Source organism: Candidatus Paceibacterota bacterium (genome assembly GCA_035530615.1).
Taxonomy (GTDB): Bacteria; Actinomycetota; Actinomycetes; order Nanopelagicales; family Nanopelagicaceae; genus QYPT01.
On sequence record DATKUL010000003.1, the window covers coordinates 169637 to 195613 of the forward strand.

Consider the following 25977-nt stretch of genomic DNA (forward strand, 5'->3'; position numbering starts at 1 on the left):
AATTGATTTCCGAATTGGTGGACCTCGAGATGGATTTCCTAAAGGCTTTAACAGTACCTCCACGCGTCGATTCGAAAAAATTATGTCGCATACGGAGTTCGAGGCAATATCAGATATGGCGGGTCAGCCATCCGTTTGTCAGAGGGATAGCCATCCGTTTGATCGTTTGGTTCCCGCCAATGGAGATAATTTCAAGCGCAGTTGTTGTTCTCGGGACAAACAAGGCAAAGATGGGAGATGTTTTTTATGACGGAGTCGGTGCACGTGCAGACGGTGCGATCAACAAGTGGGTCAGGGAAAAGCAAAAAGAAGAAAACGGTGGATCCATTGAAGAATATTGACCTTAGAAAACTCCGCGATCGAGGTAAAGAGATTCTTGATGCGATGACACCTGAGGAGAAGGAGCACCTCTCCGTGCTACGTCGTTGGGCGGATGAAGATGAACGCAAATTTTTAGAAAATATTCCCGCGATTCGAAAAGCAGCCGAATTAACGCAGTCTGAGGTAGCCGAGAAACTGGGCATGGCACAAGCTGGTGTCTCTCGCTTGGAGAATCAAGGCGACATGCTGCTCTCGACTTTAGGCAAATATCTTGAAGCAGTCGGTGAGCATCCGCGATTAGTTGTGGAAATCAACGGAGAAGATTATGAACTCGACCTGGGGGCACTTGCCGAAAACCTTAAATAATAATCGGTTCTCCTTCCCCGCACCGCGCTAGTGCGAGTTGATAAGTTGGGTTTGGTTTGTGGGTGTGGATTACCAGGGTTGGTTTGTCGGAGGCGCCCCCTAGGAATGTCCTATGTGAGATAACAACCCACCACCCTCCAGTTGCCTTGGTTTAAATTTAGGTCTAAATTTAATGCCAGGGGAAAGGAGGAGAAAATGGATCGGATTATGACTGAATTAACCACGACTATTTCTGAGTTTAAAAAGAACCCAAACGCGGTTGTTAAGAAGGCGAAGAAAAAACCCTTTGCGGTTCTGACGAACAACAAGCCGACTTTCTATGTTATGTCGCCCGAATTATTCGATGAAATTGAAGAGATACTTTGGGAAATAGAGATCACCCCGCTTATAAAGAAGCGACTTGCGAGCAAAGAGAAGCACATTTCGGTCACTCTCGAAGAATTGGCAAAGTGGTAATCCAATGTACACATTAGATTTCCTCGTTAGCGCATCCAAAGAGTGGGTAAATCTCGATAAGGGACTCAAGGATCAGTTCGCGAGAATAAGTCCGTCTATCGGACGGCGGCGAAGAGGCTACGCCAAATTGAAGGAACTTAAAGGTGAACTTGGGAGAACGAGAAGAGGAGCATTGGGCAAGAACTTCTCGATGGTCTTCACTGATATGTGAGACATCAGGCAAGGTCTGGCGGCTAAAATCCAAGAGTGAAAACCCCTGCAGTCCCAGCCATCAATGTCGCTAAGCGCATTGTTGGGCGTCGGGACTCAGTTTCCGTTCTGGCCCGGAAGAATATTCGGGACTCCTTGGTCTCCGTCGCTGGGTTGATCGGGTGTCCGGTGCGTGACGACGAAGGTCGTGATTTGGGAAAACTCGTAGACATTGTGGTTCGCCACGGTGAGGAAACTTATCCCGCGGTATCTGGGCTTATTGTCAAAGTGGGAGCGCGCAAATCTTTTATTGATGGGGCGCGAATTTCGAAATTGACCAAAGATGAAATCCGCCTTTCTTCGACAAGAATTAATCTCAAGGAGTACACGCGACGTTCAGGCGAATCATTATTGGACGCCGATGTCATCGACCATCAGATCGTTGATGTGAATGGGCTGCGTGTTGTTCGATCCGCAGATTTGTATTTAGCACCGCTAGATCGTGAAATTCGCTTAGTGGGTGTTGACGTTTCCTTTGTCTCCTTTTTACGCCGCGTCTTTCCTGGCACGTTGCGTCGCCGACCAACACCTGATCGGGTAGTCGACTGGGCAACCGTTGCATCGTTGACTGATAGCGCGGGGCAAGTGCGAACTTCAGGTCCCAGATCGGCGCTCGCCCAATTGCGTCCAGCCGACTTGGCCGACTTAATTGAAGATTTAGTAGGGCGCGAGCAGAATGCGTTGATTGAATTGCTTGACCCCGATCTTGCCGCTGATGTACTCGAAGAAATGGAAGATGACGACCTCCAAGGTTTCCTTCGCGGATTACCGGTCGACCGGGCAGCAGAGTTGCTTGCGCTGATGGAGCCAGATGAGAGCGCCGAAGTTTTGCGTGACTTGGATGACGAACACAGGGAAAGCATTCTTAATTTGATGACAGTGGAGATGGCGAAGACGCTGCGGCAACTGGTGGCATTTGACGAAGAGCTCGCTGGTGGGGTTATGACAACGCATATGGTGATCTGTCACGAGCATGACACGGTTGCGCAAGCATTGGCTCAGTTGGTAAAACATAAAAAGCGCGATATTTCCGATGGCGTAGTCGTTGTTGATGCTAAAGGAAAGTTGCTCGATCACATTCAGATGATCGAGCTGGTCTCTGCTAAATCAAGTGCGGCACTCATCGATCTCATGGGGCCGCCATATCCAACGGCGGTTCACATAAATACTGCACTGGACCAGGTGATTGAAGAATTCTCAAATAACCGTGGCTCCTCTATCGTGGTTATTGATGGGAAAAATAAGCCGGTCGGACGGATTATGGCCGACGACATCATTGATGCACTTGTCGCGCGCACCGCGCACCGCGGATTTGCGCAAGGCAGTGGTGCGCTCGCATGAGTGATGAGAAAAAGACCGCCGTGAAAGCGGTCAAGGTAGTTAAGGGCGTCAAAGTTCCGACGATCTCTCCACGGAAGATTCGCATTACTGCCCTACTTGCCGTGATGGGGCCCGGAATGATTGCCGGGCTTTCGGATGATGATCCGGCGGGTATCACCACCTATTCACAAATGGGCGCGAAATATGGCTACCGTCTTCTTTGGGTACTCGTCCTCTCGACTCTTGCACTTATTCTCTTTCAAGATCTCGGCGCGCGCATTGGTGTCGTAACCAGGCAGGGCCTTATCGGACTTGTGCGTCAGAAGTACGGGGCGCGTTCAGGAGTGTTCAGCGCCTCTTCACTCATCCTGGCCAATATCGGAACGATGACGGCAGAGTTCGCAGGAATTGCGGCAGCGGGACAACTATTCGGAGTTTCAAAATACCTCTCTGTCCCTGTCGCTGGAATGCTGGTGACTTTCTTGGTTTTGCGCGGGTCGTTTGGTCGCGTGGAAAAAGTGTTTTTTATTCTTTCCGCGGTTTTTCTTTCATACATACTTGCCGGTTTTTTGGCGCACCCTGATTGGGGAAAGGCATTTCATGGCATGGTTGTTCCGTCTATGCCACTCACCCGTGATGCCGTTTTTATTGCGACGGCGACATTAGGTACAACTCTTGCTCCGTGGGGACTTGCTTTCATCCAGTCATATGCAGTTGATAAACGCCTTACTCGCGATGATCTAAAACTATTGCGCGTTGATGTATGGACTGGATCCTTGCTTACGGGAATCATCGGATTCTTCGTCATTGTTACTTGCGCCGCAACTCTGAATCGCGAAGGAATCTTCACCATCACAGATGCATCTCAAGCGGCAGCCGCATTAAAACCACTTGCCGGAACATTGGCGAAAGAGTTATTCGCGATTGGTTTAATTGGCGCGGCGCTATTAGCGGCATCAATTTTGCCTTTGTCTACAGCTTATTCAGTCAGTGATCTCACTGGCCGACCAGCTGCCCTCGATGATGGATTTAGAGAAGCTCCCCTCTTCTACGGAACCTTCGCTGCGATCACCATTATTGCGGCCGGGTTGATTCTGCTTCCAGGTGCCCCGTTGGTCACGATCTTGCTTTGGACTCAAGTACTCAACGCTGTTCTACTCTTACCTCTTCTTTGCTACATGCTCGGAATTGCACGAGACAAACGCCTGATGGGTGAATATCGAGCTGGAGCCCGTATGCAAAGTGTTTATCTACTTATTATTGGAATGGTCGCCGTCTGCATCGCTAGCATGATCTGGTTTACTTTTCATTAATTGATCTGCCTCGCGGGCGAGGGCGACAAGATCTGGCCGTGGGATTTTTGGAACATCACCTCTCATTAGCCGCCTCCATAGGTAGATGGCAACGCCAGCGAAGAATGGCCACTCAAAGGTGTAAACCCAAGCCCGCCAATTGCCCTCATGAGCGCGGCCCCACTCGAACCAACCAGCCCACATGCAGAATGGCACCGCGGCCACCATTGCCCCGGTGATCCACTTCTTCGCTTTATCGGAAACCGGTGTAGTGCCGGCTTCCTCTTCGTGGATCCAGGTTGGCTCATTTGTTTCAAAATCTTTCATCGCGCCTCATTCGCAATCTCTAGATCGACGGCCATTGAAGCGCGTTCCTCGCTTTTGATCCAGTGGTAGACAGCAAAAGCCATCCAGACAGTATCAATGATCATTCCGCCCGACCACATAATGGATCCACCGCGACGCTGATCCGAGAGCGTGAACATCTGGTTGTAGAGGGAGTTTGGCGCCACGTAGATAAAGAAGCCGGTGAGAGTTTCTGGAACCATCATCAGGAAGAGGGCGATAACCGACATTGCGGGCGTGACGCGACGACCCGTGAGATTGCGATCGAGCAGATTGAAATAGAAGAGATAAGGGAGCGCTATATAGAGAGGGACCTCGACAAAAGTGTGTGCCCAGGGGTGATTGGTGATGAATTCATGTGGTCCGGGTAGGTGGACGCCGATCATTAAGGCGGCGTATGTAACCCAACTGAGAATCGGATGAGTCAAAAGTCCGAAGACCTTATTCTTTGGGCGGAAGGTTCCAGGTGTCCCGAGCACCAGAAGTGGCCCGCTGATCATCATCAAAGTGATGTGCTGGATCATGTGACACCAGAAGAGATCAGCCGAGCGGACCCCAATGGGGGAGGTGATGACCAAAGCAATTGTGAGTAACCCGGCCAGGAAGAAGCGGCGCTCGCGTGCACTCGCCCACGTCGGATTGCGGAGGCCCTGGCGCAGATAGAGGTACTCAGCGGCGATGAGAGGGAGGGTGATCTCTGGAGCCACCTGCCACGAGGTCCAAAATTGGGCACTTTGGGTCATATTCATATTCGGCGAAGATTAGACCCCTCGCTGCCGTATAGATAGACGGCGGGTGTCAACCCCATTCGGGCCGGCAAGTTGTCGTTCCAACTCAGCAAATGCGGCGATAATTTCTGGGGCCTCATACACTCTATTGCGCATTCTGCTGGACATAGATTTAAGAATTTCGGCTTCCACCAATACAGATATGGCTTCATTGGTCTGCTTATGAGTTGTTCTTGTTAGATTCATCGCTGTTGCGACGGTTAAGATCGGCATGCCGACTAAGCCTTTCAAGAGAGTATCGAGGGAGGATCCCTTTCGTACAGTGCCCAACTTGCTCCGCCACCGCTGTTCGATTGTGCCCACCTTAGTTTCAAATTCCAATGAGTCGCTCACTGCTCGCTGACAAGCTGCCGCAAACCTTCCAACCCAAAGATTGAATCCTGCATGTGCCGATGCTGAGTCTGATTCCCCGACATAGCGAGTACCCATCAATCCCTCAACGTAGTCTCGTGCCCAGGTGGCAAGAACGAGCGAAACTGGTGGGATAACTCTTTCGGCAAGCCCTCGCCGACGCAGAATCATTTGAATGAGAACCCGCCCGGTTCTGCCATTTCCATCTAGGAATGGGTGGATTGTCGCAAATTGGGCGTGCGCAATCGCTGCTTGCGCTACTGCAGGTAAATCATCGCTGTTGCAAAACTCAACTAAGTCGGCCATAAGAGGGCTCACTACTTCCCAATGTGGTGGTACAAAATCGGCCGAGCATGGATTGAAGTTGTTGCCTCCGATCCAATTTTGCTGCTCCCTCAACTTGCCGCCTACGCTTGAGAGAGTTGTGCTCGCTAACAGTTCTCTGTTTATCTCCAGTATCTGATCCAACGTAATAAGGTCGCCTTTTTCGATCGACGCAATTGCGTAGTTCATTGCGTTGATATTGGCTAACACTTCCTTGGCCGATATTTCTACGTGGAGACCTTCAGTGCCTTGGTCGACTTCTGCTTTTAGTATCCGACGCGCTCCCATGACTAAGCCCTCAATCCGAGAGGACGCGACGGACTCGGCCCGCAGCAGAATGCGTGCGAGAGCCTCAGTGTTGACTAGCGCAGAGGCATCCGTGTTGAACCGGGCAATTGCTGCTTCGGCATCGGCCACATCGGCGGCGACCGGACCATCGAGTAGAAATTGCCTGCCCAGGAGATTGTCTGGGATGTATACCTGGTACTTACAGGGTTGCCGGTCCCTTCGAGATCGCCCGACACCGCCGTCTCTCCAGACCCTTTCTTCTATGTGGGACATGTGCTCACCTCTTGTGTTGGCTTATTGTACAGACCAACATAAGAAATGCCCCTATGTTGGTTTACAAATTAAACCAACATAGGGGTGGCCATAACTCACCCTCGTCAGTGCCTGCCAACCTGAGAAAAGGGCGTGAATTACCTTGGAAAATGGAGTGCCAGCCCCTATTCTCTGGTGATTAGGGTCACATTCTCGCAGAACTGATCCAACTAGGGGGATAGATATGAACAAACGCTTGTTTGCGGCACTTGGCACAGTGATTCTCGGAGCGGGGCTGATAACTGGCATTGGTACATATGTCTCATCGGCCAAGAACGACTCCCGCGTTTTGGCTGCAACACCGGCGGGCACGATCGATACACCGCAGGGAAAGCTTCCGCATTACACACTTGATCTGTCCTCCTATCCGGACAGCATGGCGGGAAGCCATGGAGCCGGCGGGGGTGCCCACCCTGACTGGGTAACTTTTGGACCGGTAACAAATTTTGAAGTCCCTGCGCACTCTGCAATCACGATAACGGTTAGGCAGTATGACGGCGGCGAAACGATAACCAACGATTTTTTCGCAACGGTGCGTGGCACGGTAGATGGCACGATGACAGTTAACGGCGAGAAGGTGACGTCAATCCCCGCTAATCAAATTGGTCACACCTGGACCTTGCACGGATTATCAGATGGTCAGGATCAATTATTTGTGAGCGTCCCATTAAAGGCTGTACCCGAGGAGGAGATGCCGGAAGAGGGTTACTCGAGTAATCCTCCGACCACAACATTTACTTTCATAACTGGGGATGCAGGTGAGTACATCTGGAACTGCGAATTTCCTTGTGGCGACGGCACAGTCGCACGATTTGGTGCAGCGATGTCCACCATGGGTTACATGTCCGGCCACTTCACTGTAGTGAACGCGTAAGGGGGCCGCGATAATGTCTGACTTAGAAACTCAGAAGCGCTCTTCTATATTCAAGCGCAAAGATGTGCAACAGACTGGATTGCTCTGGATTGTTCTAACAGCAATTATTGGATTCGTCGCTTCCGAAGTGCAGATTCGATCAATGGGTGCACCTGCCTCCGAAACTATGGCGACGACCATAAATATGATGCGCGTATTTACGTGGGCCGCCGCACCAATCGCTGGTTTGGTAGCCGCCATGGCTTTAACTACTTTGTTAGCAAAGCGCCACTATGGAGATACTCCACCAGATGATGCTGATCATGAAATCCGCGACAGTCCGCGGGTAGCAGGCACTTGGATAATTGTGTCGGCATTGATGTGTCTCTTCGCACTCATTTGGGGCATGGTTGCTTTGCAGCGCGAAAGTGCGGGGCTCTTTGATCCGAAGGCCATGCACGTCAATGTTGTCGGCCAGCAGTGGGCTTGGAATTTCGATTACGTGGATAATGGGACGGTTCGAAGTTAGGATCTGTATCTTCCAGTCGATAAACCAGTTGTCTTTAACGTAACAAGTAAAGATGTGATCCACTCTTTCTGGATCGTTCAAATGGGTATCAAGATTGATGCCAACCCGGGCTATATGACACAGACCTCGGTAACCCCCGACAAGATCGGCGTGTACGACTTAAGGTGCGCCGAACTATGCGGGCTACTGCACGCTTATATGCAGAAGAAAGTTCATGTTGTAAGCCAGGCCGATTACGACGCGTGGATTACGAATAATGGGGGGCAAATTTAATGACAACAATGATGGATCGTTCACCTTCTGCTCCCGGATATTCCGCGTCTAAGAAAGCTCTCATCGAGCGCCTTAACATGTGGACTGGGTTTGCACTCGGAATCATTATGGCGGTCGTTTTTTACTATCTCTCTAAAGCACTCCTGCCGGCAAACACTGAAGAGTCATTCATCAAGACCAATCAAGATCAGTATGTGCTTCTGTCAATGATCGGTTGGCTCATCGGATTCATGACAGGAATAGGTGCTCTTATTGCTCCCTTCCGTTGGGTCATGGGTAGAGATCTGAGCCATGATGAGAATTTGTTTTATGCCGGCAAGGATCAGGGGATTAAGCGATATTTTCGTTTTACCACAGATCACAAAGTGGTAGGCATTCAGTATTTAGTCATCACGATGGTGATTTTCGGCGTAGGTGGAATTCTGGCGATGTTGATCCGCACCAACTTGGGTCACGCTGGAGGAGGGTGGTTGCACCCACAGGCTTACAACGCAGTTGTCGGTTATCACGGCATCATCATGATTGTCGGAACGATCATCATGGTGACTGGACCATTCGGTAACTTCATTATGCCGATCATGATCGGCGCTCGCGATATGGCCTTTCCTCGTTTGAATGCACTGAGCTTCTGGCTCGTTGTGGCAGCTATTCCACCACTGCTTGCCTCATTCTTCCTGGGAGGAATTTCAACAGGGTGGTCGGCTTACAATCCACTTGCGTCACAGGCACCTCATGGCATGGATGGGTACATCATGTTCATCGTGATTTTCGCTCTCTCGACAATGGTCGCAGGTGCAAATATCACAACCACGGTAGTAAAAATGCGGGCAAAGGGAATGACATGGAATCGCACGCCAATATTTGTTTATGGTGTTGTCGCCTCCGTTGCGTTGGCATTGCCTGCGTTCCCAGTCTTCTTCTTGTCACAAGTTATGTCGGCGATGGATCGGGCAATGGGATCCACTTTCTTCGACCCGCGCGGTGGTGGGAGTGGCTGGCTTTATGAGAATCTCTTCTGGATCATGGGACACCCTGAGGTCTATGTCATTTTGATTCCAGCTGTCGCGGCGCTTATGGAGATGGCCCCGGTATTTACGCGCCGCCCACTCTTTAGTTTCAATGTTGCGGTTCTGGGGATTGCAGGAATTTCTGGCTTGAGCATTCTCGTTTGGGCCCACCATATGTATACGACTGGATGGGCACCGCTTCTCAACGGACCATTTATGTTGACGACTGAGCTAATTTCGATTCCAACGGGAATGTTGTTCTTTGTTCTCATCGGAACCCTCTGGCGCGGTCGGCTCTGGATGACAATGCCGACAGCGTCAATTTACGCTCTGCTCTGGAATTTCATGATTGGTGGCATCACTGGGATTTATCTTTCAGATGTGCCAATTGACGCCTTCCTGCATGGTTCGATGTACGTAACCGCTCACTTCCATTACACCTTGATGGGTGCTGGCTTGACTGGGGCACTTGCCGCGCTGGTCTACTGGTTCCCAAAGATGACGGGTCGTATGTTCGATAAGTCCCTGAGCTGGATTTCATTCTGGTTGGTGCAGATCGGATTCAATGTGACCTTCATCGGTATGTTCCTGGTCGGGCTTGCCGGACAACCTCGCCGAGTTGAGGCATACCCCGCGGCATTTAGCCAGGGCAATCTGATTACGACCATGGGCGCCTACACAATTATGGCCGGCATGCTGGTCCTGCTTTATGGCGTTATCTCCTCGTGGCGAAGTGGGGCGCTGGCTCCTGCGAATCCTTGGTTTGCCAAGACTCTGGAATGGTCGGTGCCTAACCCGGTGCCACTCGAGAACTTTGCGGTGCTTCCGGTAGTCACATCAGATCCTTACGGATACGGAAAGGCGAAGTCATGAGCGTCGAGACACATGGACATTCAACCCCGCATGATGAAAATCCTAATTACCATCACGAACATCCCGATGTAGTTGGTTCACGTAATCGACTTGGTCTCATATTGATCCTGGTGGCAGACATCGCCTTCGCGTTGAGTGTGATCTTTGTTTACTTCTACCTCAAAGGCCAGAACGTCAACGATATGTGGCTTCCAAAGGCGAGTACTCATGATGGTGTAGTCAGCCCTGGAACAATCCCGGTTTCAAGTATGGGCGCCTGGTATCTCACCGTCATTGCTGCCTTCGGATTGGTGATGCATCGGTACGCACTTGCTGGAGCGAGAGCTAAGAATCAAACCCAACTTGTCCTTGGATCTGGGGTCGCCTTCATTGCAAGCTTTGTTGCCCTCATCTACCAAGGAGTTCAGTTTGGTGGCGCCCCATTCACGATCACTATGGGTGCGTACGCATCGTGCTACTTCTTGATCGCCGGGTTGAACTTTGTGCATCTCTTTATTACTGCGTTTATCGCACTAGGCAATTGGAATCGCTCCCGTCTGGGGTTATACCAAGCCGACCACTGGCATGTTGAAATCGTAAAAGTTTGGTGGATCTGGATGACCGTCTCTTCACTGCTGGGAGCCTTCGCTCTTTCCTTTACATAAGTAGAGAGTAAGTAATAGCCCGCCCGGGAATTGGGCGGGCTATTACTATTCCTAGATGAAAGATCGCGGCTGGTTACCGGCTTACATAGCTCTCGGAATTGTGTGGGGCTGCTCCTTCATCTTTATCAAACTTGGACTCGAATTTCTCACTCCAGTTGGTGTTGCTTTTGGTCGGACCGCCCTTGGGGCACTCGCATTGGTGACGATCTCGAGAGCGAGAGGAATTGCCTTGCCGCGGACTCCAAGCGTATGGCTGCATCTCTGGGTCGTCGCGATGCTGCTCAACGTTGTGCCTGGAGTTCTCTTCGGAGTCGCAGAGGAGGATGTGACATCTGTTCTTGCGGGGATTATTAACGCTGTCACTCCGCTGATGACTTTGTTGGTAATCATGACTGTCTTTCGCGAAGAGAAGATTCTGGCTCATCATGTAATTGGTCTGATTATTGGTTTCCTGGGCGTGAGTACAGTCCTGGGGATTTGGCAGGGATTGGGTAGTAATCCGCTGCCCGCGATCCTTGCTCTACTGGGAGCAGTGACCTGTTATGGATTTTCATTTCCATACTCACGCAAGTTCATCTTGCCCCATAAGTTGCAACCAGAGGCACTTGCGACTGCTCAGGTCTCTCTTGCCGCGCTCACTCTTCTCCCCTTTTATCTCATCGATGGAATTGCCAAGGACGAGTACCGATTAGGTCCAGTCGCAGCGATGCTAGCTCTGGGTGTGCTGGGTACTGGATATGCATATATCTGGAACTTCAAAATTATGGCTGCTGCTGGAAGCGCAATTGCAAGTTCGGTTACCTATGTAACTCCGGTGGTTGCAGTCATCGTAGGAATAATTTTTCTCGGTGAGAAGATAACGTGGAACGAACCTGTTGGCGGGCTCATCGTCCTACTCGGTGCAGCAATCGGCCAGGGGAGAATCAAACTTAATCGAGTTTAAATGCCTCGCGGATTGGTCCTAGTTCGACGCCCGCCTTGGCGTGATCGGTATCTTCGCCCCGCGCAAGTTGAGCTGAATGTGCGTGCTCGTGCCAGCGTTCTTCGACCCGTCCGTATTTCCAGAGAAGTAGGGCAGCGCCCCAGACAACGACGAATAGCCCAACGATGACGTAGCCGGCGGAATTCAAATTGAATGCAGCCGCATAATCCCAGAATCCACCCGTGAGATTGAGTTGGCGGGCGGCCACTTGAAGGATCTCCAAGCCGCCAACGTAGAGAGCGACTGCGACTGACAATCCTGTGATGACAATGTTGTAGTAGACCTTTCGAACCGGTTGGGAGAAAGCCCAACCGTATGCAAAATTCATAAATGAGCCATCAATCGTGTCGAGCAAGCTCATGCCGGCGGCGAAGAAGAGCGGCAAGGAAATAATTGCCCACCAAGGTAAACCGGCAATTACGGAAGATCCGGCAAGAACTAGCAACCCTATTTCAGTTGCAGTATCAAAACCCAATCCGAAAAGTATTCCCAACGGGTACATCTTCCAACTGGCATCAATCCGACGTGCGATTGGACCAAAGAATCGCATAAGTAATCCGCGCGAATTCAAGTGTTTCTCTAATTCCGCTTCGTTGTACATCCCTTTGCGCATTTCTACGAAGACTCGAACTATTGAGACGAGGATGATCAGATTCAAGATTGCGATGAGCATGAGGAAGGCGCCACTGATTGATGTTCCTATCAACCCCGTGTAGTGGTGCAGTGTGGAATCAGAGTCTTTCAATTGAGATCCAAGCGCCTTAATTCCAAAGTTGAGCAAAATGGCCAGACCGGCCACCACGGATGAATGACCCAGAGAGAAGAAGAATCCGACGGCAAGCGGGCGCTGACCCTCACTCATAAGTTTGCGAGTGGTGTTATCAATTGCCGAAATATGGTCGGCATCAAAGGCATGGCGCATTCCCAGGGAATAGGCCAGTAGGGCTGTACCCCAACCAAAGAGGGATCCATCGGAGAGTTGGTAATGCCCGCTGGTCGCCGCGAACATCAGGGCCGCCCCGGCGATATGGAGAAAGGCGATAAAGCCAAACATGGCGTAAAGACGACGCCATTCAACTCGAGTAAGGCGTGAACGGATTCCCTGGACCTGGGAGGCTATCTGGTTCACTGATACCTCCCCACGTAGATGCGAACCGTTTGCAGGTAGAGATTAAACGCTCCCTGGGTCTCTGTCCACTTGAATTTTAGGGCCGTACGAGTGAGTGTCGTCTTCTGGAGGAGCGGCTAGCACGTTCTTATCTTCGCAGATGAACTCGCCTAAGTTGAGTGGTGCTATTCCATTGTGTTATTGCCTGCATCTCGGCAGGATGAGCCGATGTCAAAGGTGCGCCCTGCGGGCTGGAACACGATTCGCGTCATTGCTTCAGCACGTGCGCTATCTATTCTCGGCGACGAACTCGCGATCTTCGCTCTTCTACTACGTGAGAAGCACCATGGCGGGGGAGCCCTCTCCATCGCTGTTATTTTGGCGGCCGGGCATCTGCCTCTGATTCTACTTTCGCCTTGGGCGGGCACTGTTGCTGACCGAGTGCCTGTTCGTCGCTTGGCTCCTTTCGTCAATATAGGTCAAGCAGTCTTTGCTGCGCTCCTGGCATTTAACACGCCGCTGTTTGTTTCACTCGGGCTCATAATTTTGATCGGAGCCGGCCAGGCATTCACCGCTCCTGCATGGTCTGCCACCTTGCCAGAAATTGTTGGCAAAGATGCCTTACCGCGCGCCATGTCACTCATACAGGCGCTTTATGCATTAGCCGGAATAGCTGGGCCGGGGATAGCCGGGCTCATGGTTAGCCAGTTCGGTTACGTAACGCCCATGCTTACCAATGCTGCGACATTCGCCCTGCTTGCCCTCGTTCCTGCATTTTTGACTCTGCCGTTTCATGCTCGGGAGAGAGGAGCACGCAAGCGAGGGGAAGTATGGGCCGGATTGCAAATCGTGCGAGATGAACCCGTCATTAGGGCTCTGACCATTCTGCAGTTCAGTCTCATCGTTGCTCTCGGAGCGTTCGCTGTGGCTGAATTATTTTTCGTGATTGATGTCCTTCATGCATCAACATTTATTTACGGTCTTACCGCCTCAGTGTTCGCAGTCGGTAGCCTCGTGGCTGCGTTTGTCAACGAACGGCGCGACGTAAGCCAGGCTCGGCTACCCGCTAATGTCATCATGGGATCTTTGATGCTTGGCCTCGGAGTGTTGCTAACTGGTTGTGCTTGGCACTGGGGGCTCCTTTTCCCAACTGTCGCACTGGCTGGTATGGGTTTGAGCACATTGTCGGCATACGCAATCGCGCTCATCCTTCAACGCGCACCGGATGCAAGTCGGGGTCGCGTTTCCTCCGCGGTGCAGGCAGTACTTTCATTCGCGCAAATCACCTCGTTCGTAATAGCGGGTTTTGTTGTTTCTCTCATCGGTCCGAGAAATGCAATTCTGCTTAGTGGCATCGCCTCCACTCTTGTGGTTGTTGTACTTTCATCTTCGTTACTCCGATCCGTGGGCCGTAATTCAGTCAAAGAAATCACTCCACCACCACTTGTTACGGATTTGCTAGGAAACGAGACGGAGTAAGGACTCGGCTCAGGTATTTCTTTCTCGTCCAATCACCCCAACGAGGTGTTCTTTTTGGATTCTGCTCGGCGCGATCCCAAGAATGCTTCGGCTCGAAGCGTCGCCAGTCCAAGTTTGGGCAGATCTGAATTCTTTCTAAAGATGAGGTAGCGCGGAATCCACTCGGGACGGAACTTGGAATTGAATCTATAGAGCGATTCCATCTGCAACCATCGAGAGAAGAAGAGGAGAATATTGCGCCAGGATCGAATGACTGGTCCAGCACCAAGTTGGGCGCCGCGCTCAAAGGCGGATCGAAAGGCAGCAAAATTGAGTGAGATTTGCTCGATACCGTTTTCGGCACCGTACCTAATAACTGCGTTAATCATCAATTCGTTGATACCCGCATCGGCTTGCGGTGAACGACGCATAAGATCTAATGAAAGGGCGCTATCTCCCCACGGGACGAATTGGAGCAGTCCCCGCACCTGACCATCTTTGAGTGCTGTAACAATAAGTAGATCTGGCTCATCGATATCGGCAATTCTTCCCAGTCCCATCATGAATCCGCGTTCGGTTGCAGCACCGCGCCACTTTTTTGAATCCTCCGTAAGTATTGTTCGCATCTCAGGCGGCATCTGCGAGGTTCGGAAAATATTGGTCGTGTAGTTCTGTTTGAGAATACGCCTGGATGTTTGTCGGACATTCCGATAGCGCGGACTCTCGGGGTCGTACTCCTTCACATGGACTACCGCCTCATCGCCAATTTCCAATGCATTCATCTGCGTTTCACGGACCCAGATTTCACCGGCATCTTCACTGCATCCGATAGATGCCGGAGTCCAGCCGTTTTTGAGACAGAGATCGATAAATGCGTGGATAACTTGGGGCCACGCATCTGGATTTCCTATTGGGTCTCCGCTGGCGAGAGCGCAGCCACCAACAACTCGGTAGGTAATCGCAGCTTTACCTGTGTTGGACCAGATGACGCTCTTATCTTCCCGAAGGGCGAAGTACCCAAGAGAGTCGCGCTCCCCAAATTCGGCTAGAAGCACCCGCAGACTTTTTTCGTCTGCATCGCTCATGTGAGGCTTGGGTGGACTCGGTTGAAGAAGGGTGAGAATGGGGACAATGATTGTGAGAAATCCAAGGCTGGGCATTGCATAATTGAAAATGTCTTGTTCCCTGTGGCTTATAAAGTAAGCGGGACCAGAAAGACCGATGAGTCCTCTCAAGACGGTTTCGAAAATATGTGAAATTGTAATTTCACCACCGAATAATCGGTCGGGGGCAAGGATGAGGATAAAACCAATTAGAAGGCTCATAAACGCCATCTGTCCAAAGACAATCAACGCACGACTTATAACGCGCCTTACCGGCTTCGCATAGAACTCCCGCCGTATGAGAAATAAGAAGATGAAGATAGTGAGCGTCGCAACTGCCTCCACCACATACAAACCCCTTAGTAAGTTCAATGAAATACTTATGAGAAGAAGGAGTTGGGTGAGCAAGTAGGCTGCCCGATTTCGTCGCGCAAGTGCAAATGAGAGCACGATCAGGAGAACGCCGATGATGATGACCCCTGCAGTCGCCAAATTTGGCCAACCTGTGGGAAAGGTGGACTCAAGGATACGTAAGCGGCGACGGAAAGGTTTCAAAGTGCTGGACGCGATGCTCGCCGCACCAATAATGAGCAGAACTCGGGCTGCCAGAACAACCTTCCAGCGCGAACCTACTGGTCTTTTCACCTTTACTCAGCCTTCCTTCAAGTTGTGAGTATAGAGTTTAGTAATGGGGAGGCGACGATGAGCGATGACGAAGAAGCGGGACAGGACGAACTCATAACAGAGGAGATGCTCTGGGATCGGATTCCGGAGGTAGAGGGCGCCGAACGAGCCAGCACTTATTACGAGTTGAGTGCACGAATTTATGCTCGTGGTCAATATGACGAGGCATTGGCGTTGGCTGAAACTGCGTGTGACATCTATTCAGGTCTCGGTGTAGGCGCATCAACTGAAGGATTGGCACAGGCTTATTCGGCAATCGGTTACAACCTCAATCAACTCAAAAGGATGGACGAAGCAGCGACCGCAATGAGCAAGGCGGTGGAGATTCTGCGTCGCAATAAGTCGCCCATCGCTTTAGAACTCGCCTGCACTCTTGGGGAGTGGTGGTATTCGTCTAAGAATTACTTCAAAGTCATTGAGACGATGCAGGAGTGTGCGCAGGAGCATTTGCTTGATGGTAATGAGATTGGTGCTGCCAACGATTTACACCTGATTGGCTGCGCATACCGCGAGATTAAGAATTATGAAGATGCGATAATTAGTTTTAATGAGGCTAGGGCATTGTTTAAGAAGAACCGCGAGGTCATTCATGTTGCTCGTTGCGATCAGAAAATTGCGGCATGCCAGATTGAACTTGGCAGGGGAGAAGAAGCCCTTATTTCTGCTCGCAAAGCTTTGGATGTTTTTGAGACTGCCCATGATCACCGTCGGGAAACCTTTGCCTTATTTGAATATGCCAAGGCTCAAATTCTCCTTGGTCGCCTCGACGAAGGATTGATTACTCTCGAACAAGTCCTCCAGGCCTCAACAGATGAAGATTCGCGGGACTTCGAATTGATTGTGGATGTTGAAACTCGCATGGCTTCCGTGATGCGCTCGCAAGGGAAAGTGGCTGAAGCCGATGAAATTATCCGGCGGTTAGCGACGGTTTCGGAAGTTCTCGACGATAAGCAGGAGGGCTCCTAAAGCTGCACCGACCGCCGCGATCATGAGCGGCCATTCGCGAACACCTGAGGTCCATAGGGCGCCTCCCCATATTCCTGCACCAAGAATTGCGAAGTTCATGCTGGCTTGGTACACGCCTTGGGCGCGTCCGCGATGATCATTTTCGCTCAGGCCAGCAATCCACGCTTTACCTACTCCGTCCGTGAGCGCTGGGAAGATTCCATAAAGAATGAGGGCGAAAATCGCAACCAGATGATTACTCGTGTATCCCAGGGTGAAATATGCGATAGCAAAGGCGACTAATCCAATTGTGTAGACCGCTTGAGGTGAAAAACGATCTGCAAAGTATCCGGCGGGGAATGCCATCAGCATCGTGACACTACTAAAAAGGACGTATGCAATGACAACCCCTTGAGTATCGAAACCAATATCGTGCAAGCGAAGTAGTAAGAGCGCGTCTGGAATATTTGTCAATTGAATTAACACGAGAATGGTAATTGCCCTCTTTAAACTCGCCGGCAGCACGCCGTGCGAGGGCTTTGGCGGCTCTAACTTAATCTGCGCCCGAGACTTGTCTTTTATGAAGAAAGTGAAAGACACAGAAATAATCGCCGGGATGATTGCCCACATTGCGACTTTGCGAACATCTCCATCAAGCAAATAGAGACCGAACAACGCAAGAAGTGGTCCGATGACAGCGCCTAAATTGTCTCCCGCCCGGTGAAATCCGAAAGCCTTCCCGAGGTGCTCCTTCGGCACTGAATCATGAATCAGGGCATCTCGCGGAGTACTCCGAAGGCCTTTTCCTACGCGGTCGATGACGCGACCAAAAAAGAAAAGCGGCCAGGCGGTTGCTGTCACAACTAAGACTTTGCCTAAGCCGGCAACTGAGTACCCAGCCATGACAAAGGGTTTGCGTCCCAGGCGATCACTCGCTCTACCTGAATACAATTTTGTAAATCCCGCAGCAGCCTCAGCACACCCTTCGATTACTCCAAGTGCAAGCGGGGCGGCACCGATAACACCAGTAAGAAGTATCGGCAAGAGTGGGTAGAGAAGTTCGCTTGCTGCGTCTTGCGCTAGCGAGACAATCGTCAAGACCATGAGGTTGCGAGAGAGCCATCCGTATTTCATGATGTCACCTTTCTCATGTGCAGCCTGGCCAGGAATTATCGCGGAAGATGTTGGAGAGCCCAGTGGTACATAGCAATTGCGCCAGCGGCTGAAGCATTCATAGATCGTGTCGAGCCGTACTGCTCGATGGCGTAGAGCACCGAGCAGACTGCGACTGCTTCCTCTGACATTCCTGAGCCCTCTTGTCCAAAGAGCAGAACACATTCCTCAGGAAGTTCTGAACTTTCCAACTTGAGCGAGCCGGGAACGTTATCTATTCCAATGATTGGGATTGAATGCTCTTTGCACCAGAGGGAGAAATCTTGCACGCTCGGGTGATGGATAACGCTTAGGTATCGATCTGTGACCATTGCGCCACGCTTGTTCCAGTCACGCTTGCCAACGATATGTACCGCTGAGACGTTGAAAGCGTTTGCGGTGCGCACGACTGAGCCGATGTTGAGGTCGTGTTGCCAGTTCTCAATTGCAATCTGCAATTTGTGACGCTTGGTATTGAGGTCCGCAACTATTGCTTCAACGCTCCAGTACCTGTACTTATCGAGGACGTTGCGGCGATCGCCGAGTTCGAGTAATTCCGGGTCAAATTGGTTACCATCAGGCCATGGCTTTGGATGAGGTCCAACGCCGACAACCGGGAAAAATTCGCCGGGGCCGATAGTTGCAGGTGGAAGCATGAGTCGCACTCTAAACTGATTGGTTTAGAAAGGCTATCCGTGCATAATCAGAACCACTAGAAGGAGAATTTGATGGGCGCTTTAAGTTTGATTAGCGATGTAGCACTAGCAATACACATTATTTCCATCATTGGACTGATGGTTTTGCTTCTTATGCAGGTTAACAAGAGCCCGCGTCGGATTCACCCTGGCACATGGCACAGCGCCCTCACCGCCCTCGCAATGGGCCTTCTCATGGTTGGCATCCGCACCCCACTTCACAATGACGATCCCGCTAAGTGGCCCGAATTAGATAACACGATTATTGGAATCAAGTTCAGCATATTGATTGTGATTTTGGTGCTTATCCATCGCAATTACAAGAAGCCTCAAGTGCGCAATTCCATCTGGGCCGCGCTTATCGGGCTCACCACAGCGAATATTCTCCTCGCTTTATTCGGGTAGTCCTACACATGAAGCTTTCCCCATTTCGGTCAACGGCACTACTAGTTATTGCAGTGCTGGGGATCAGCACGCTCCCTGCCTCTGCTGCAAATCTTGTTAGTACCGCAGAGATCTCTCGAGTTTTTAGCAAGATTTCCTTATCGCCCCACCTGGCCAATCCTTCAATGATTTTGATTGATAGGAATACGGGTGAAGTGCTTTTCCAAAAGGGGACTGGAGCTCCTCGTAAACCCGCCTCAATTTTGAAACTCCTCTCAACTACAACCGCGTTAGAGTTTTTGGATCCAAACTACAGATACGTAACCCAGGTGTCACTCGCTACTACGCCGCAGACCGTCATTATCCAAGGCGCACTCGATCCTTGGATGACAACTAGTTATAAGTTGGCTAAAACTCAAAACCGTGCTCTATTGCCTTATCTTGCGACCAAGGCAATTTACGGACTGGTAGCGAAGGAGAATGGGCCACTTACAGACATCTCGGTTAGGCACATTGGACTCTTTACGGCAGATATTAATTATTTGCGCGAGTTTTTTAAGAGCAAGGGAATAACCGCACATTTTTCGACAATCGGACCGAATTACGTTGCTATCAATACTGAACGTGTGATCGCAAGTGTGACTTCGCCAACGATAACCGAGATGGTCAAATTCGCTCTTACTTGGAGTGACAACCTTCTAGCCGATCGACTAGTAAGAGCTGCAGCGCGTGCCACGGGTTTCACAAATGATGACGTTGGTATTTCGAATGTTATTAAGAAAATGTTGACGACTCTTCAGATTAGCGATGCCGGACTTTTTGTTCTTGACGGGAGCGGGCTGTCGAAAAGTGATCGCGTGACGGTCAGGCTGGTAGCGGATTTACTTTTGAAAATCAGGGGAGATGAGAAATTTGCAGCGGTTTATGAAGGTTTGCCCGTTTCGGGAATCACCGGGACTTTGGAAGATCGCTTCTTAACAACTGCCCCACAGGCGGTCGGGCTAGTGCGTGCCAAGACAGGAACACTCAACGGCACTGTGAGCTTGGCGGGTTACGTCGAATCCGGAGATCATGAGTATGTATTTGTGGCGATTGCAGACCGCATTAAAAAAGGATATGTGGCTGCCAAGATGGCTCGGGCGACCTTGGACAAATTGCTGGGGCGTATAACCGCCCCATTCATTTTCCCGACTCAGTCGTCGTCTTCGACGCCTTCGTCATCATCATCTGAGCCACCAGTGGGCATGACAGAGATGCCTCCTGCAACTGAACTACCGATTGGCGCAGATACGACTTCGTCGTCATCGGAGCCACCCGTTGGCTTGGTGAGCGGGGCAATTTGAGATGAAGGAGTCGTGGTGAAGGAAGACGAGGCTATCCGCGCTTGAGAACCCGATGGTGCGGCCTGATTGGTAGCTGGCGTTGAATTGGAACCTTGAGTCTGTACGGGCGCCGCTGCCAGAATCGAATGTGCAGGCACTCCGGCGTTCGAGCCCTGGGCGACCATATAACTCATCCCCAAGACGAGGAGAGGGGTAGAGAGGGCAAGCATCCGCGTGACCCGATTGATACGGGGTCTAGGTTGGATTGAATCATCCTCTGTGAGCTGGAACCATTCTGGTTTTGGAATCTGGGGTGTCATGGGCTTCCCTTTCGTTGACCAAAAAGTAACTGACCAATCTGGGAGGTATCTGAGAACGCGATTTGGCGTTGCTGAGTAATCTAAGCCAGTGACAAATTTTCCTCAGTTGCCCGCAAAGATGCCCGCAAGGATGAGCGCGAACCTGAGCAGTGGGGCGGCCATTCGCGGTTACGTCGATCTGATGAAACTTCGCGTGGTAGAACTCCTACTTGTTACTACGCTGCCGGCAATGGTTCTGGCCCGCAAAGGATTACCGCCGATTGATCTCACCTTAGCCACAATCCTGGGGGGCACTCTTGCCGCTGGATCGGCGAATGCCTTCAATATGGTCATTGAGTGTGATCTAGATAAATTGATGCTACGGACGTCAAAGCGACCCTTAGTCACGGGCGTTGTTGGCAAGCGGCAGGCGACGATTTTCGCGGCCATGATTGGGGTTATCTCACTAGCCATCTTCTGGATCTTCACAACTGCGTTGGCGACATTTTTAACGTTTGTTGCCATTGCCTACTACGTCCTTGTCTACACGGTTGGCTTAAAGCCCCGAACCGTGCAGAACATCGTGTGGGGAGGCGCAGCTGGGTGCATGCCTGTCCTGATTGGATGGGCTGCGATTACAAATTCACTTTCGTGGGCCGCGGTTGCTTTTTTCTTTGTAATTTTTTTCTGGACCCCGCCTCACTTCTGGGCGCTGGCAATAAAATATAAGGACGATTATGCAGCAGCTGGTTTTCCGATGTTGCCCGTGGTCGCTCCAAAATCAAAAGTCCGCGTTGAAATGTGGTTTCACACAATAGCAATGATTATTTCTTCCATTGCTCTCATCGAAATTGCGAAGCTTCCCATCTGGTCGTTATTAATTACTCTATCTTTGGGGTTGGTTTTTGCTTACCAACTTCTCCAACTCCGTGATGATTCGGACTCCTACGGAAAAATCGCGGGAAAAATTTTCCAGTGGTCTATCAGTTACCTGAGTTTATTCTCAGTACTGCTTGTGGTCGCGCAACTTATTGCGTGAGCGCCTGCTCGATATCTTTGAGTAGGTCAGATGGATGCTCTAATCCCACCGAAAGACGCATGACGGATTCAGTAATTCCCATTTCTGCCTGAACTTCTGGGGCAAGCCGTCGATGAGTTGTTGACGCGGGATGCGTAATCAGCGATTTGCTATCGCCAAGATTGTTTGAGATATCAATAACCCGCAAGGCATTCATGAATTCAAATACGTTCTTTTTTCCGCCCGCAAATTCGATGCCAATTGTTGTCCCGCCGCCCGACATCTGCTTCTGGGCAGTTTCGTAATCCTTATGCGATTTCAATCCTGGGTACCTGACACTTTTTACTTGCGGACAGGTTTCAAGATATTGAGCCAGGGTGTGCGCGCTGTTGCTCATCTTTTCCACCCGCATCGACATGGTCTCGAGGGATTTCACCAAGACCCAGGCATTAAATGGGCTCAGTGATGGCCCGGTGTGACGAATAAATGGATTGAGGCTCTCGTGGATATACGAGAAGCTTCCGAGTATTGCGCCTGCTAATACGCGACCCTGTCCGTCAATGTGTTTGGTCGCAGAGTACATAACAACATCTGCCCCAAGTTGGAGTGGCTTTTGAAGTATGGGTGATGCCATGACGTTATCGACAATGACAACTGCGCCGACTTGATGGGCGAGATCGCTCACCATTCTTATATCGACGACATCCAGCATGGGATTGCTCGGAGTTTCGATAAAAACCGCTGCAGTTGGCTTGGAGAGTGCTTCTGCCCAGGCAACTGGATCGTTGCCTTTCACCAATTCTGTAGTAACCCCCCACTTAGGAAGAATTTCCATGAGGACCACATAGCAAGAACTAAACATTGATGCGGAGGCGACGACTCGGTCTCCGGCCTTAACTAGGCAGGCGACGGAGGCAAACATCGCTGACATTCCAGATCCTGTTGCTACGCAATATGGTGCACCTTCGATTGCTGCCAGGCGTTCTTCGAACATGGCGATCGTTGGATTGGCAAAGCGACCGTAGACAAAGTGGTCGGTTTCGTCGGTGAAGGACTCAACTGCTTGTTCTGCGCTGGCGTAGGTGAATCCGCTGGTGAGGTAGAGCGCTTCGGCAGTTTCACCGAAACCTGACCGAGCCAATCCGGCGCGAACTGCGTGCGTTTCGGGATGAAGGGACCACTGTGGATCCGGACGTTCGGGCAGAGGCTGGTATCCCCACGGGCGTTTACTCATAGCCAAAGTGTAAGGTGGTCGCCATGTCCGATCTTGCACTCTCGGTTCTGGATCTGAGCAAGAGCTACGGCGAGCAGAAGGCCGTCTCCCATGCCAGTTTTGCAGTTCCTTTCGGCACCATCTGCGGTTTTGTCGGACCCAATGGCTCTGGAAAAACGACCACCATGCGGATGCTTCTCGGTCTAATAACCCCGACGGGTGGAAATGCACACGTGCTAGGCGAGCCAATCAGCCATCCGGAGCGTTACCTAGATCGGGTGGGGGCGATGATCGAGGGTCCGGCGTTCTATCCAGCCTTGAGTGGTGCGGAGAACTTGAGAGTCCTGGCCACACTGGGAGGGCTTTCAATTGATCGAGTGCAGGGGCTCCTTGATCGCGTAGGACTGGGCGATAGAGCCAATTCAAAATACAAAACATACTCGCTCGGTATGAAACAGCGGCTTGGAATTGCGGCTGCGCTTCTGCCCACTCCGCAACTTCTCTTACTGGACGAACCAACAAATGGTTTGGATCCGGCAGGGATTCAAGAGGTTCGCGAACTGCTTCGCTCACTTGCAGATGATGGGACAACGGTATTTGTTTCTTCACATTTGCTCTCGGAAATCGAAACGATCAGTGATTCACTCGTCATGCTCCGTAAAGGCGACGTTATATTTGCAGGAAAGACTCAAGAGCTCCTCTTGCAACAACAACCAACGATTATCGCAAAGAGCGCTGATCCGAAAGATCTCTTGAGATTGCTGGAGATTGCTCATCATGCCGGGCATGAGGGGTCGATAGTTGATGGCGTCGCTCGCATTCTTGGTCCAACTGAATGGGCTGTGACGCTAAATAAATTGGCATTCGACTCAGGAATTATTCTTTCGCAACTTTCTCCTGTCCTGCCAAGCCTGGAGGCGACCTTCTTTGAAATGACGGGGGACCCGCAGTGATCAATGTATTTTTTGCCGAGTGGCGTAAGTTGCGTCGCCCCGGACTCTTTGTTGGAACAATGGTGGCGGTTGTTGGAGTGAGTGCACTTGTGACCTCACTTCTCTTTCTCATGATCGACTCAACTCAAAATAATCCACATCAAGAGCAAATGGCCAATCGAGCAACTCTGGAACTTCCGATTGGAGTGTCGGTTGGATTTGCCGCTTCCGCAGGATTGCTTGGATTGGTTGCCCTCTGTATCTTTGCTTCCCAGACCGCGCAGGAGTTCACCTACGGGACACTGCGCAATTTGTTGGTTCGTCAACCGCGCAGGCTGACACTTTTGCTCGGTAAGTTTTTTGCGATGAATCTCTTTGCACTCATTTCTGTTTTTCTTTCAGCGATTGTGAGTGTTTCACTGGCCTTCGCACTGTCAGGAAAGGCGAAAGTTGCCACGACTGCCTGGTCAACATCGGAGGCGAGGACTGCACTCCTTCACACCTTTGTTAATGTCCTTATCTCTGTGATTGCTTCCGGAACTATCGGCATGATTCTTGGACTGCTTCTACGTTCGCCTATTAGTTCAATCTCAATTGGAGTCGGATGGTTGCTCGTGGTGGAAAATATAGTCGCCGCAACCGTGGATCGTTCAGGCAGATGGCTGCCTGGGCAGTTGATCAATTCAGTTGCAGCAGGAGGCGATTTCAACGCTTCTTATTCGCATGCATTGCTCATACTTTCCGCGTATCTGGCTACCGGAGTGATTGTCGCCGCGGTGCTCTTTGGCCGACGTGACGTAGCAAATTAAAGACACAGACTCCTAGGCAGGCGCATTCTCAGGATCGGCCTTTATTATTGACCCTTCAGGAGGTTTCCCTTGCGTTTGATTCCCCGCAACCGCGTTTTAGTTATCACACTAGCCCTAGGGCTAGTGTGTAATGTCGCGCCTGCCTTCGCAAAATCTCCAAAGCCGACTTTGGCGCAGATCGAAGCCGCCAAGAAAGCAGAAGCAGCTAAACGTGCGGTCGCAAATGCGGCCGCAGCTGTACTAGCACAGGCAAACCAAACCCTCCGAACCCTTACTTCCAAATCAGATGCTGCGCGCGCGAAGTATCTGCGCTCTCTCCAGGATCTGGCCGTCGCACAGAAGATTTCCAAAGCAGCAGCACGTCACGCACTCCAAACTTCAGCTGCAGTGTTCCAAGCGCATCGAGTGATCGGGCAACTTGCAACGAATGCTTACATGATGGGTGGTGGACTCGCAGATATCGAACCATTGTTAAGTTCGACTGGACCACAGGATCTTGTGGATCAACTTTCTAATTTGAATACGCTGGGTTCTAACAATTCAACTGCGCTCGATCGATACAAGGCGGCGGAAGTAGTTGCCCGAGCGGCACAAGCCGAGGCAGATGCGGCAAAGTTGGCACAGCAGAGGGCGACCATTGCAGTTGCAAGTGCAAAAAAGAGTGCGGACGAGGCCAAGGCGGCACAGCAAGCAGAAGTTGATAAATTGCAGAAGGTGCAAGACGATTTGATGAAAGAACTTGCAAGTGCGAAGCGAGTACGTATCACTCTTGAACAGCAACGGCAGTTAGCACTTCTGGAAGAGGCGCAGGCAAATCAAGCCGCACAAACTCCTGGTCAAGCAAAAATTTGGCCAGATCGTGGATTTAGGGGCCGATCAACGCAACGGACTAATGCGGCTCAACAGTTACAGGCGGTTGCGTATGCTCGTGCTCAAGTTCTTGCCGGAAAGCCTTATGTCTGGGGGGCACAAGGTCCCAATTCCTTTGATTGCTCGGGGTTGGTTTACGCCGCCTTCAAAGCCGCAGGATTAGGGTGGCCAAACTGGGATCGTCTCAATGCCGCTTTATATGCAGGCTATGTGAAGCATGTTTCGCTCAGCGAACTTCAACCCGGTGATCTTCTCTTCTACTCGTATAAAGGATCTATTGCTACGATTCATCACATCTCAATTTACGCTGGCGATGGCATGATGTGGGAAGCGCGATCAACCAAGTCGGGTTTGAGATTCTCAAATATGTACAGCGTGAGCGGACTTATGCCATTCGGCGGTCGGGTCTAGT

The 25977-nt window shown here is 51.0% G+C and carries 27 protein-coding genes; 19 read left to right on the top strand and 8 right to left on the bottom strand.

Features of this window, described 5'->3' with window-relative positions:
• The first annotated feature begins 179 nt into the window (after positions 1-179).
• The 5 genes from VMW30_09320 to VMW30_09340 all read left to right on the top strand — a co-directional run bounded on the left by VMW30_09320 (position 180) and on the right by VMW30_09340 (position 4025).
• The gene (locus VMW30_09320) at positions 180-341 is read left to right on the top strand and encodes a hypothetical protein (protein HUW88550.1); all 162 of its coding nucleotides are present in this window, start codon (positions 180-182) and stop codon (positions 339-341) included.
• Positions 319-687, top strand: a complete 369-nt coding sequence (locus VMW30_09325) for a helix-turn-helix domain-containing protein (protein HUW88551.1) — start codon at positions 319-321, stop codon at positions 685-687. The genes VMW30_09320 and VMW30_09325 overlap by 23 nt, the downstream gene beginning before the upstream one ends.
• 195 nt (positions 688-882) lie before the next feature.
• Complete coding sequence (locus VMW30_09330; protein ID HUW88552.1) at positions 883-1143, top strand: type II toxin-antitoxin system Phd/YefM family antitoxin; 261 nt, start codon at positions 883-885, stop codon at positions 1141-1143.
• A gap of 246 nt (positions 1144-1389) precedes the next feature.
• Positions 1390-2733, top strand: a complete 1344-nt coding sequence (locus VMW30_09335; GenBank protein ID HUW88553.1) for a CBS domain-containing protein — start codon at positions 1390-1392, stop codon at positions 2731-2733.
• Positions 2730-4025, top strand: a complete 1296-nt coding sequence (locus tag VMW30_09340) for a divalent metal cation transporter (protein ID HUW88554.1) — start codon at positions 2730-2732, stop codon at positions 4023-4025. Before VMW30_09335 ends, VMW30_09340 begins: the two co-directional genes overlap by 4 nt.
• Here VMW30_09340 and VMW30_09345 read toward each other — a convergent pair.
• Genes VMW30_09345 through VMW30_09355 form a run of 3 tightly spaced genes read right to left on the bottom strand, consistent with a single transcriptional unit; the run spans position 3963 to position 6373 of the window.
• The gene (locus VMW30_09345) at positions 3963-4331 is read right to left on the bottom strand and encodes a hypothetical protein (protein ID HUW88555.1); all 369 of its coding nucleotides are present in this window, start codon (positions 4329-4331) and stop codon (positions 3963-3965) included. The genes VMW30_09340 and VMW30_09345 overlap by 63 nt on opposite strands.
• Positions 4328-5098 carry a cytochrome c oxidase assembly protein gene (locus tag VMW30_09350; GenBank protein HUW88556.1) on the bottom strand — a complete coding sequence of 257 codons (771 nt, stop codon included), beginning with the start codon at positions 5096-5098 and terminating at the stop codon, positions 4328-4330. Before VMW30_09350 ends, VMW30_09345 begins: the two co-directional genes overlap by 4 nt.
• Positions 5099-5110: 12 nt before the next feature.
• Entirely contained in the window at positions 5111-6373 is a 1263-nt protein-coding gene (locus VMW30_09355) for a Fic family protein (GenBank protein ID HUW88557.1), read from the bottom strand.
• Between the two features lie 223 nt (positions 6374-6596).
• Here VMW30_09355 and VMW30_09360 point away from each other — a divergent pair, with 223 nt between their 5' ends.
• From VMW30_09360 to VMW30_09385, 6 genes are read left to right on the top strand one after another with little or no spacing between them, the layout of a single operon-like run.
• A complete protein-coding gene (locus VMW30_09360; protein HUW88558.1) occupies positions 6597-7286 on the top strand; it encodes a hypothetical protein in 690 nt (229 codons plus the stop codon).
• Positions 7287-7299: 13 nt separating this feature from the next.
• The gene (locus tag VMW30_09365; GenBank protein ID HUW88559.1) at positions 7300-7794 is read left to right on the top strand and encodes a hypothetical protein; all 495 of its coding nucleotides are present in this window, start codon (positions 7300-7302) and stop codon (positions 7792-7794) included.
• A gap of 3 nt (positions 7795-7797) precedes the next feature.
• On the top strand, positions 7798-8067 hold the full coding sequence (locus tag VMW30_09370; GenBank protein ID HUW88560.1) for a cytochrome c oxidase subunit II: 270 nt from the start codon (positions 7798-7800) through the stop codon (positions 8065-8067).
• Positions 8067-9947, top strand: a complete 1881-nt coding sequence (locus VMW30_09375; protein HUW88561.1) for a cbb3-type cytochrome c oxidase subunit I — start codon at positions 8067-8069, stop codon at positions 9945-9947. The genes VMW30_09370 and VMW30_09375 overlap by 1 nt, the downstream gene beginning before the upstream one ends.
• The gene (locus tag VMW30_09380; GenBank protein HUW88562.1) at positions 9944-10591 is read left to right on the top strand and encodes a cytochrome c oxidase subunit 3; all 648 of its coding nucleotides are present in this window, start codon (positions 9944-9946) and stop codon (positions 10589-10591) included. The genes VMW30_09375 and VMW30_09380 overlap by 4 nt, the downstream gene beginning before the upstream one ends.
• Positions 10592-10646: 55 nt before the next feature.
• Positions 10647-11534 (top strand): DMT family transporter, encoded by an 888-nt coding sequence (locus tag VMW30_09385; GenBank protein ID HUW88563.1) that lies wholly within the window; start codon positions 10647-10649, stop codon positions 11532-11534.
• Here VMW30_09385 and VMW30_09390 read toward each other — a convergent pair.
• Positions 11521-12702: a HoxN/HupN/NixA family nickel/cobalt transporter gene (locus VMW30_09390; protein HUW88564.1), complete on the bottom strand. Its 1182-nt coding sequence runs from the start codon at positions 12700-12702 to the stop codon at positions 11521-11523. The genes VMW30_09385 and VMW30_09390 overlap by 14 nt on opposite strands.
• Positions 12703-12909: 207 nt before the next feature.
• Between VMW30_09390 and VMW30_09395 the strand changes: the two genes are divergently transcribed.
• The gene (locus VMW30_09395) at positions 12910-14160 is read left to right on the top strand and encodes an MFS transporter (GenBank protein HUW88565.1); all 1251 of its coding nucleotides are present in this window, start codon (positions 12910-12912) and stop codon (positions 14158-14160) included.
• Between the two features lie 32 nt (positions 14161-14192).
• Here the strand turns inward: VMW30_09395 and VMW30_09400 are convergent, their stop codons facing one another.
• Positions 14193-15887, bottom strand: a complete 1695-nt coding sequence (locus VMW30_09400; protein HUW88566.1) for a phosphatidylglycerol lysyltransferase domain-containing protein — start codon at positions 15885-15887, stop codon at positions 14193-14195.
• 57 nt (positions 15888-15944) lie between these two features.
• Here VMW30_09400 and VMW30_09405 point away from each other — a divergent pair, with 57 nt between their 5' ends.
• On the top strand, positions 15945-16892 hold the full coding sequence (locus VMW30_09405; GenBank protein HUW88567.1) for a tetratricopeptide repeat protein: 948 nt from the start codon (positions 15945-15947) through the stop codon (positions 16890-16892).
• Here the strand turns inward: VMW30_09405 and VMW30_09410 are convergent.
• Together VMW30_09410 and VMW30_09415 are read right to left on the bottom strand one after the other, a co-directional pair.
• Entirely contained in the window at positions 16845-18005 is a 1161-nt protein-coding gene (locus VMW30_09410) for an MFS transporter (protein ID HUW88568.1), read from the bottom strand. The genes VMW30_09405 and VMW30_09410 overlap by 48 nt on opposite strands.
• Before the next feature lie 35 nt (positions 18006-18040).
• Entirely contained in the window at positions 18041-18679 is a 639-nt protein-coding gene (locus tag VMW30_09415; protein ID HUW88569.1) for a TrmH family RNA methyltransferase, read from the bottom strand.
• Between the two features lie 72 nt (positions 18680-18751).
• Here VMW30_09415 and VMW30_09420 point away from each other — a divergent pair, with 72 nt between their 5' ends.
• The 3 genes from VMW30_09420 to VMW30_09430 all read left to right on the top strand — a co-directional run bounded on the left by VMW30_09420 (position 18752) and on the right by VMW30_09430 (position 21762).
• Positions 18752-19123, top strand: a complete 372-nt coding sequence (locus VMW30_09420; GenBank protein HUW88570.1) for a hypothetical protein — start codon at positions 18752-18754, stop codon at positions 19121-19123.
• Between the two features lie 8 nt (positions 19124-19131).
• Positions 19132-20445, top strand: coding sequence for a D-alanyl-D-alanine carboxypeptidase (locus tag VMW30_09425; protein HUW88571.1), 1314 nt, complete (start codon positions 19132-19134; stop codon positions 20443-20445).
• 480 nt (positions 20446-20925) lie between these two features.
• Positions 20926-21762, top strand: coding sequence for a heme o synthase (locus VMW30_09430; GenBank protein HUW88572.1), 837 nt, complete (start codon positions 20926-20928; stop codon positions 21760-21762).
• Here VMW30_09430 and metZ read toward each other — a convergent pair.
• A complete protein-coding gene (metZ, locus tag VMW30_09435; GenBank protein HUW88573.1) occupies positions 21752-22975 on the bottom strand; it encodes an O-succinylhomoserine sulfhydrylase in 1224 nt (407 codons plus the stop codon). The two genes, VMW30_09430 and metZ, sit on opposite strands and share 11 nt — an antisense overlap.
• Before the next feature lie 23 nt (positions 22976-22998).
• On the opposite strand from metZ, the gene VMW30_09440 reads away from it, so the two are divergent.
• The 3 genes from VMW30_09440 to VMW30_09450 all read left to right on the top strand — a co-directional run bounded on the left by VMW30_09440 (position 22999) and on the right by VMW30_09450 (position 25976).
• Complete coding sequence (locus VMW30_09440) at positions 22999-23907, top strand: ATP-binding cassette domain-containing protein (GenBank protein HUW88574.1); 909 nt, start codon at positions 22999-23001, stop codon at positions 23905-23907.
• Complete coding sequence (locus VMW30_09445) at positions 23904-24695, top strand: ABC transporter permease subunit (GenBank protein ID HUW88575.1); 792 nt, start codon at positions 23904-23906, stop codon at positions 24693-24695. Before VMW30_09440 ends, VMW30_09445 begins: the two co-directional genes overlap by 4 nt.
• Positions 24696-24818: 123 nt before the next feature.
• Positions 24819-25976 carry a C40 family peptidase gene (locus tag VMW30_09450; protein ID HUW88576.1) on the top strand — a complete coding sequence of 386 codons (1158 nt, stop codon included), beginning with the start codon at positions 24819-24821 and terminating at the stop codon, positions 25974-25976.
• The last annotated feature ends 1 nt before the right edge of the window (position 25977 follow it).

Bases quoted from the DNA above. Each gene is read 5' to 3' on its own strand.
- VMW30_09350 (HUW88556.1), bottom strand. From the start codon at position 5,098: ATGAATATGACCCAAAGTGCCCAATTTTGGACCTCGTGGCAGGTGGCT.
- VMW30_09410 (HUW88568.1), bottom strand. From the start codon at position 18,005: ATGAAATACGGATGGCTCTCTCGCAACCTCATGGTCTTGACGATTGTC.
- VMW30_09385 (HUW88563.1), top strand. From the start codon at position 10,647: ATGAAAGATCGCGGCTGGTTACCGGCTTACATAGCTCTCGGAATTGTG.
- VMW30_09345 (HUW88555.1), bottom strand. From the start codon at position 4,331: ATGAAAGATTTTGAAACAAATGAGCCAACCTGGATCCACGAAGAGGAA.
- VMW30_09330 (HUW88552.1), top strand. From the start codon at position 883: ATGGATCGGATTATGACTGAATTAACCACGACTATTTCTGAGTTTAAA.
- VMW30_09375 (HUW88561.1), top strand. From the start codon at position 8,067: ATGACAACAATGATGGATCGTTCACCTTCTGCTCCCGGATATTCCGCG.
- metZ (HUW88573.1), bottom strand. From the start codon at position 22,975: ATGAGTAAACGCCCGTGGGGATACCAGCCTCTGCCCGAACGTCCGGAT.
- VMW30_09380 (HUW88562.1), top strand. From the start codon at position 9,944: ATGAGCGTCGAGACACATGGACATTCAACCCCGCATGATGAAAATCCT.
- VMW30_09320 (HUW88550.1), top strand. From the start codon at position 180: ATGGAGATAATTTCAAGCGCAGTTGTTGTTCTCGGGACAAACAAGGCA.
- VMW30_09430 (HUW88572.1), top strand. From the start codon at position 20,926: ATGAAACTTCGCGTGGTAGAACTCCTACTTGTTACTACGCTGCCGGCA.
- VMW30_09355 (HUW88557.1), bottom strand. From the start codon at position 6,373: ATGTCCCACATAGAAGAAAGGGTCTGGAGAGACGGCGGTGTCGGGCGA.
- VMW30_09415 (HUW88569.1), bottom strand. From the start codon at position 18,679: ATGCTTCCACCTGCAACTATCGGCCCCGGCGAATTTTTCCCGGTTGTC.
- VMW30_09340 (HUW88554.1), top strand. From the start codon at position 2,730: ATGAGTGATGAGAAAAAGACCGCCGTGAAAGCGGTCAAGGTAGTTAAG.
- VMW30_09405 (HUW88567.1), top strand. From the start codon at position 15,945: ATGAGCGATGACGAAGAAGCGGGACAGGACGAACTCATAACAGAGGAG.
- VMW30_09365 (HUW88559.1), top strand. From the start codon at position 7,300: ATGTCTGACTTAGAAACTCAGAAGCGCTCTTCTATATTCAAGCGCAAA.
- VMW30_09395 (HUW88565.1), top strand. From the start codon at position 12,910: ATGTCAAAGGTGCGCCCTGCGGGCTGGAACACGATTCGCGTCATTGCT.
- VMW30_09360 (HUW88558.1), top strand. From the start codon at position 6,597: ATGAACAAACGCTTGTTTGCGGCACTTGGCACAGTGATTCTCGGAGCG.
- VMW30_09425 (HUW88571.1), top strand. From the start codon at position 19,132: ATGAAGCTTTCCCCATTTCGGTCAACGGCACTACTAGTTATTGCAGTG.
- VMW30_09420 (HUW88570.1), top strand. From the start codon at position 18,752: ATGGGCGCTTTAAGTTTGATTAGCGATGTAGCACTAGCAATACACATT.
- VMW30_09440 (HUW88574.1), top strand. From the start codon at position 22,999: ATGTCCGATCTTGCACTCTCGGTTCTGGATCTGAGCAAGAGCTACGGC.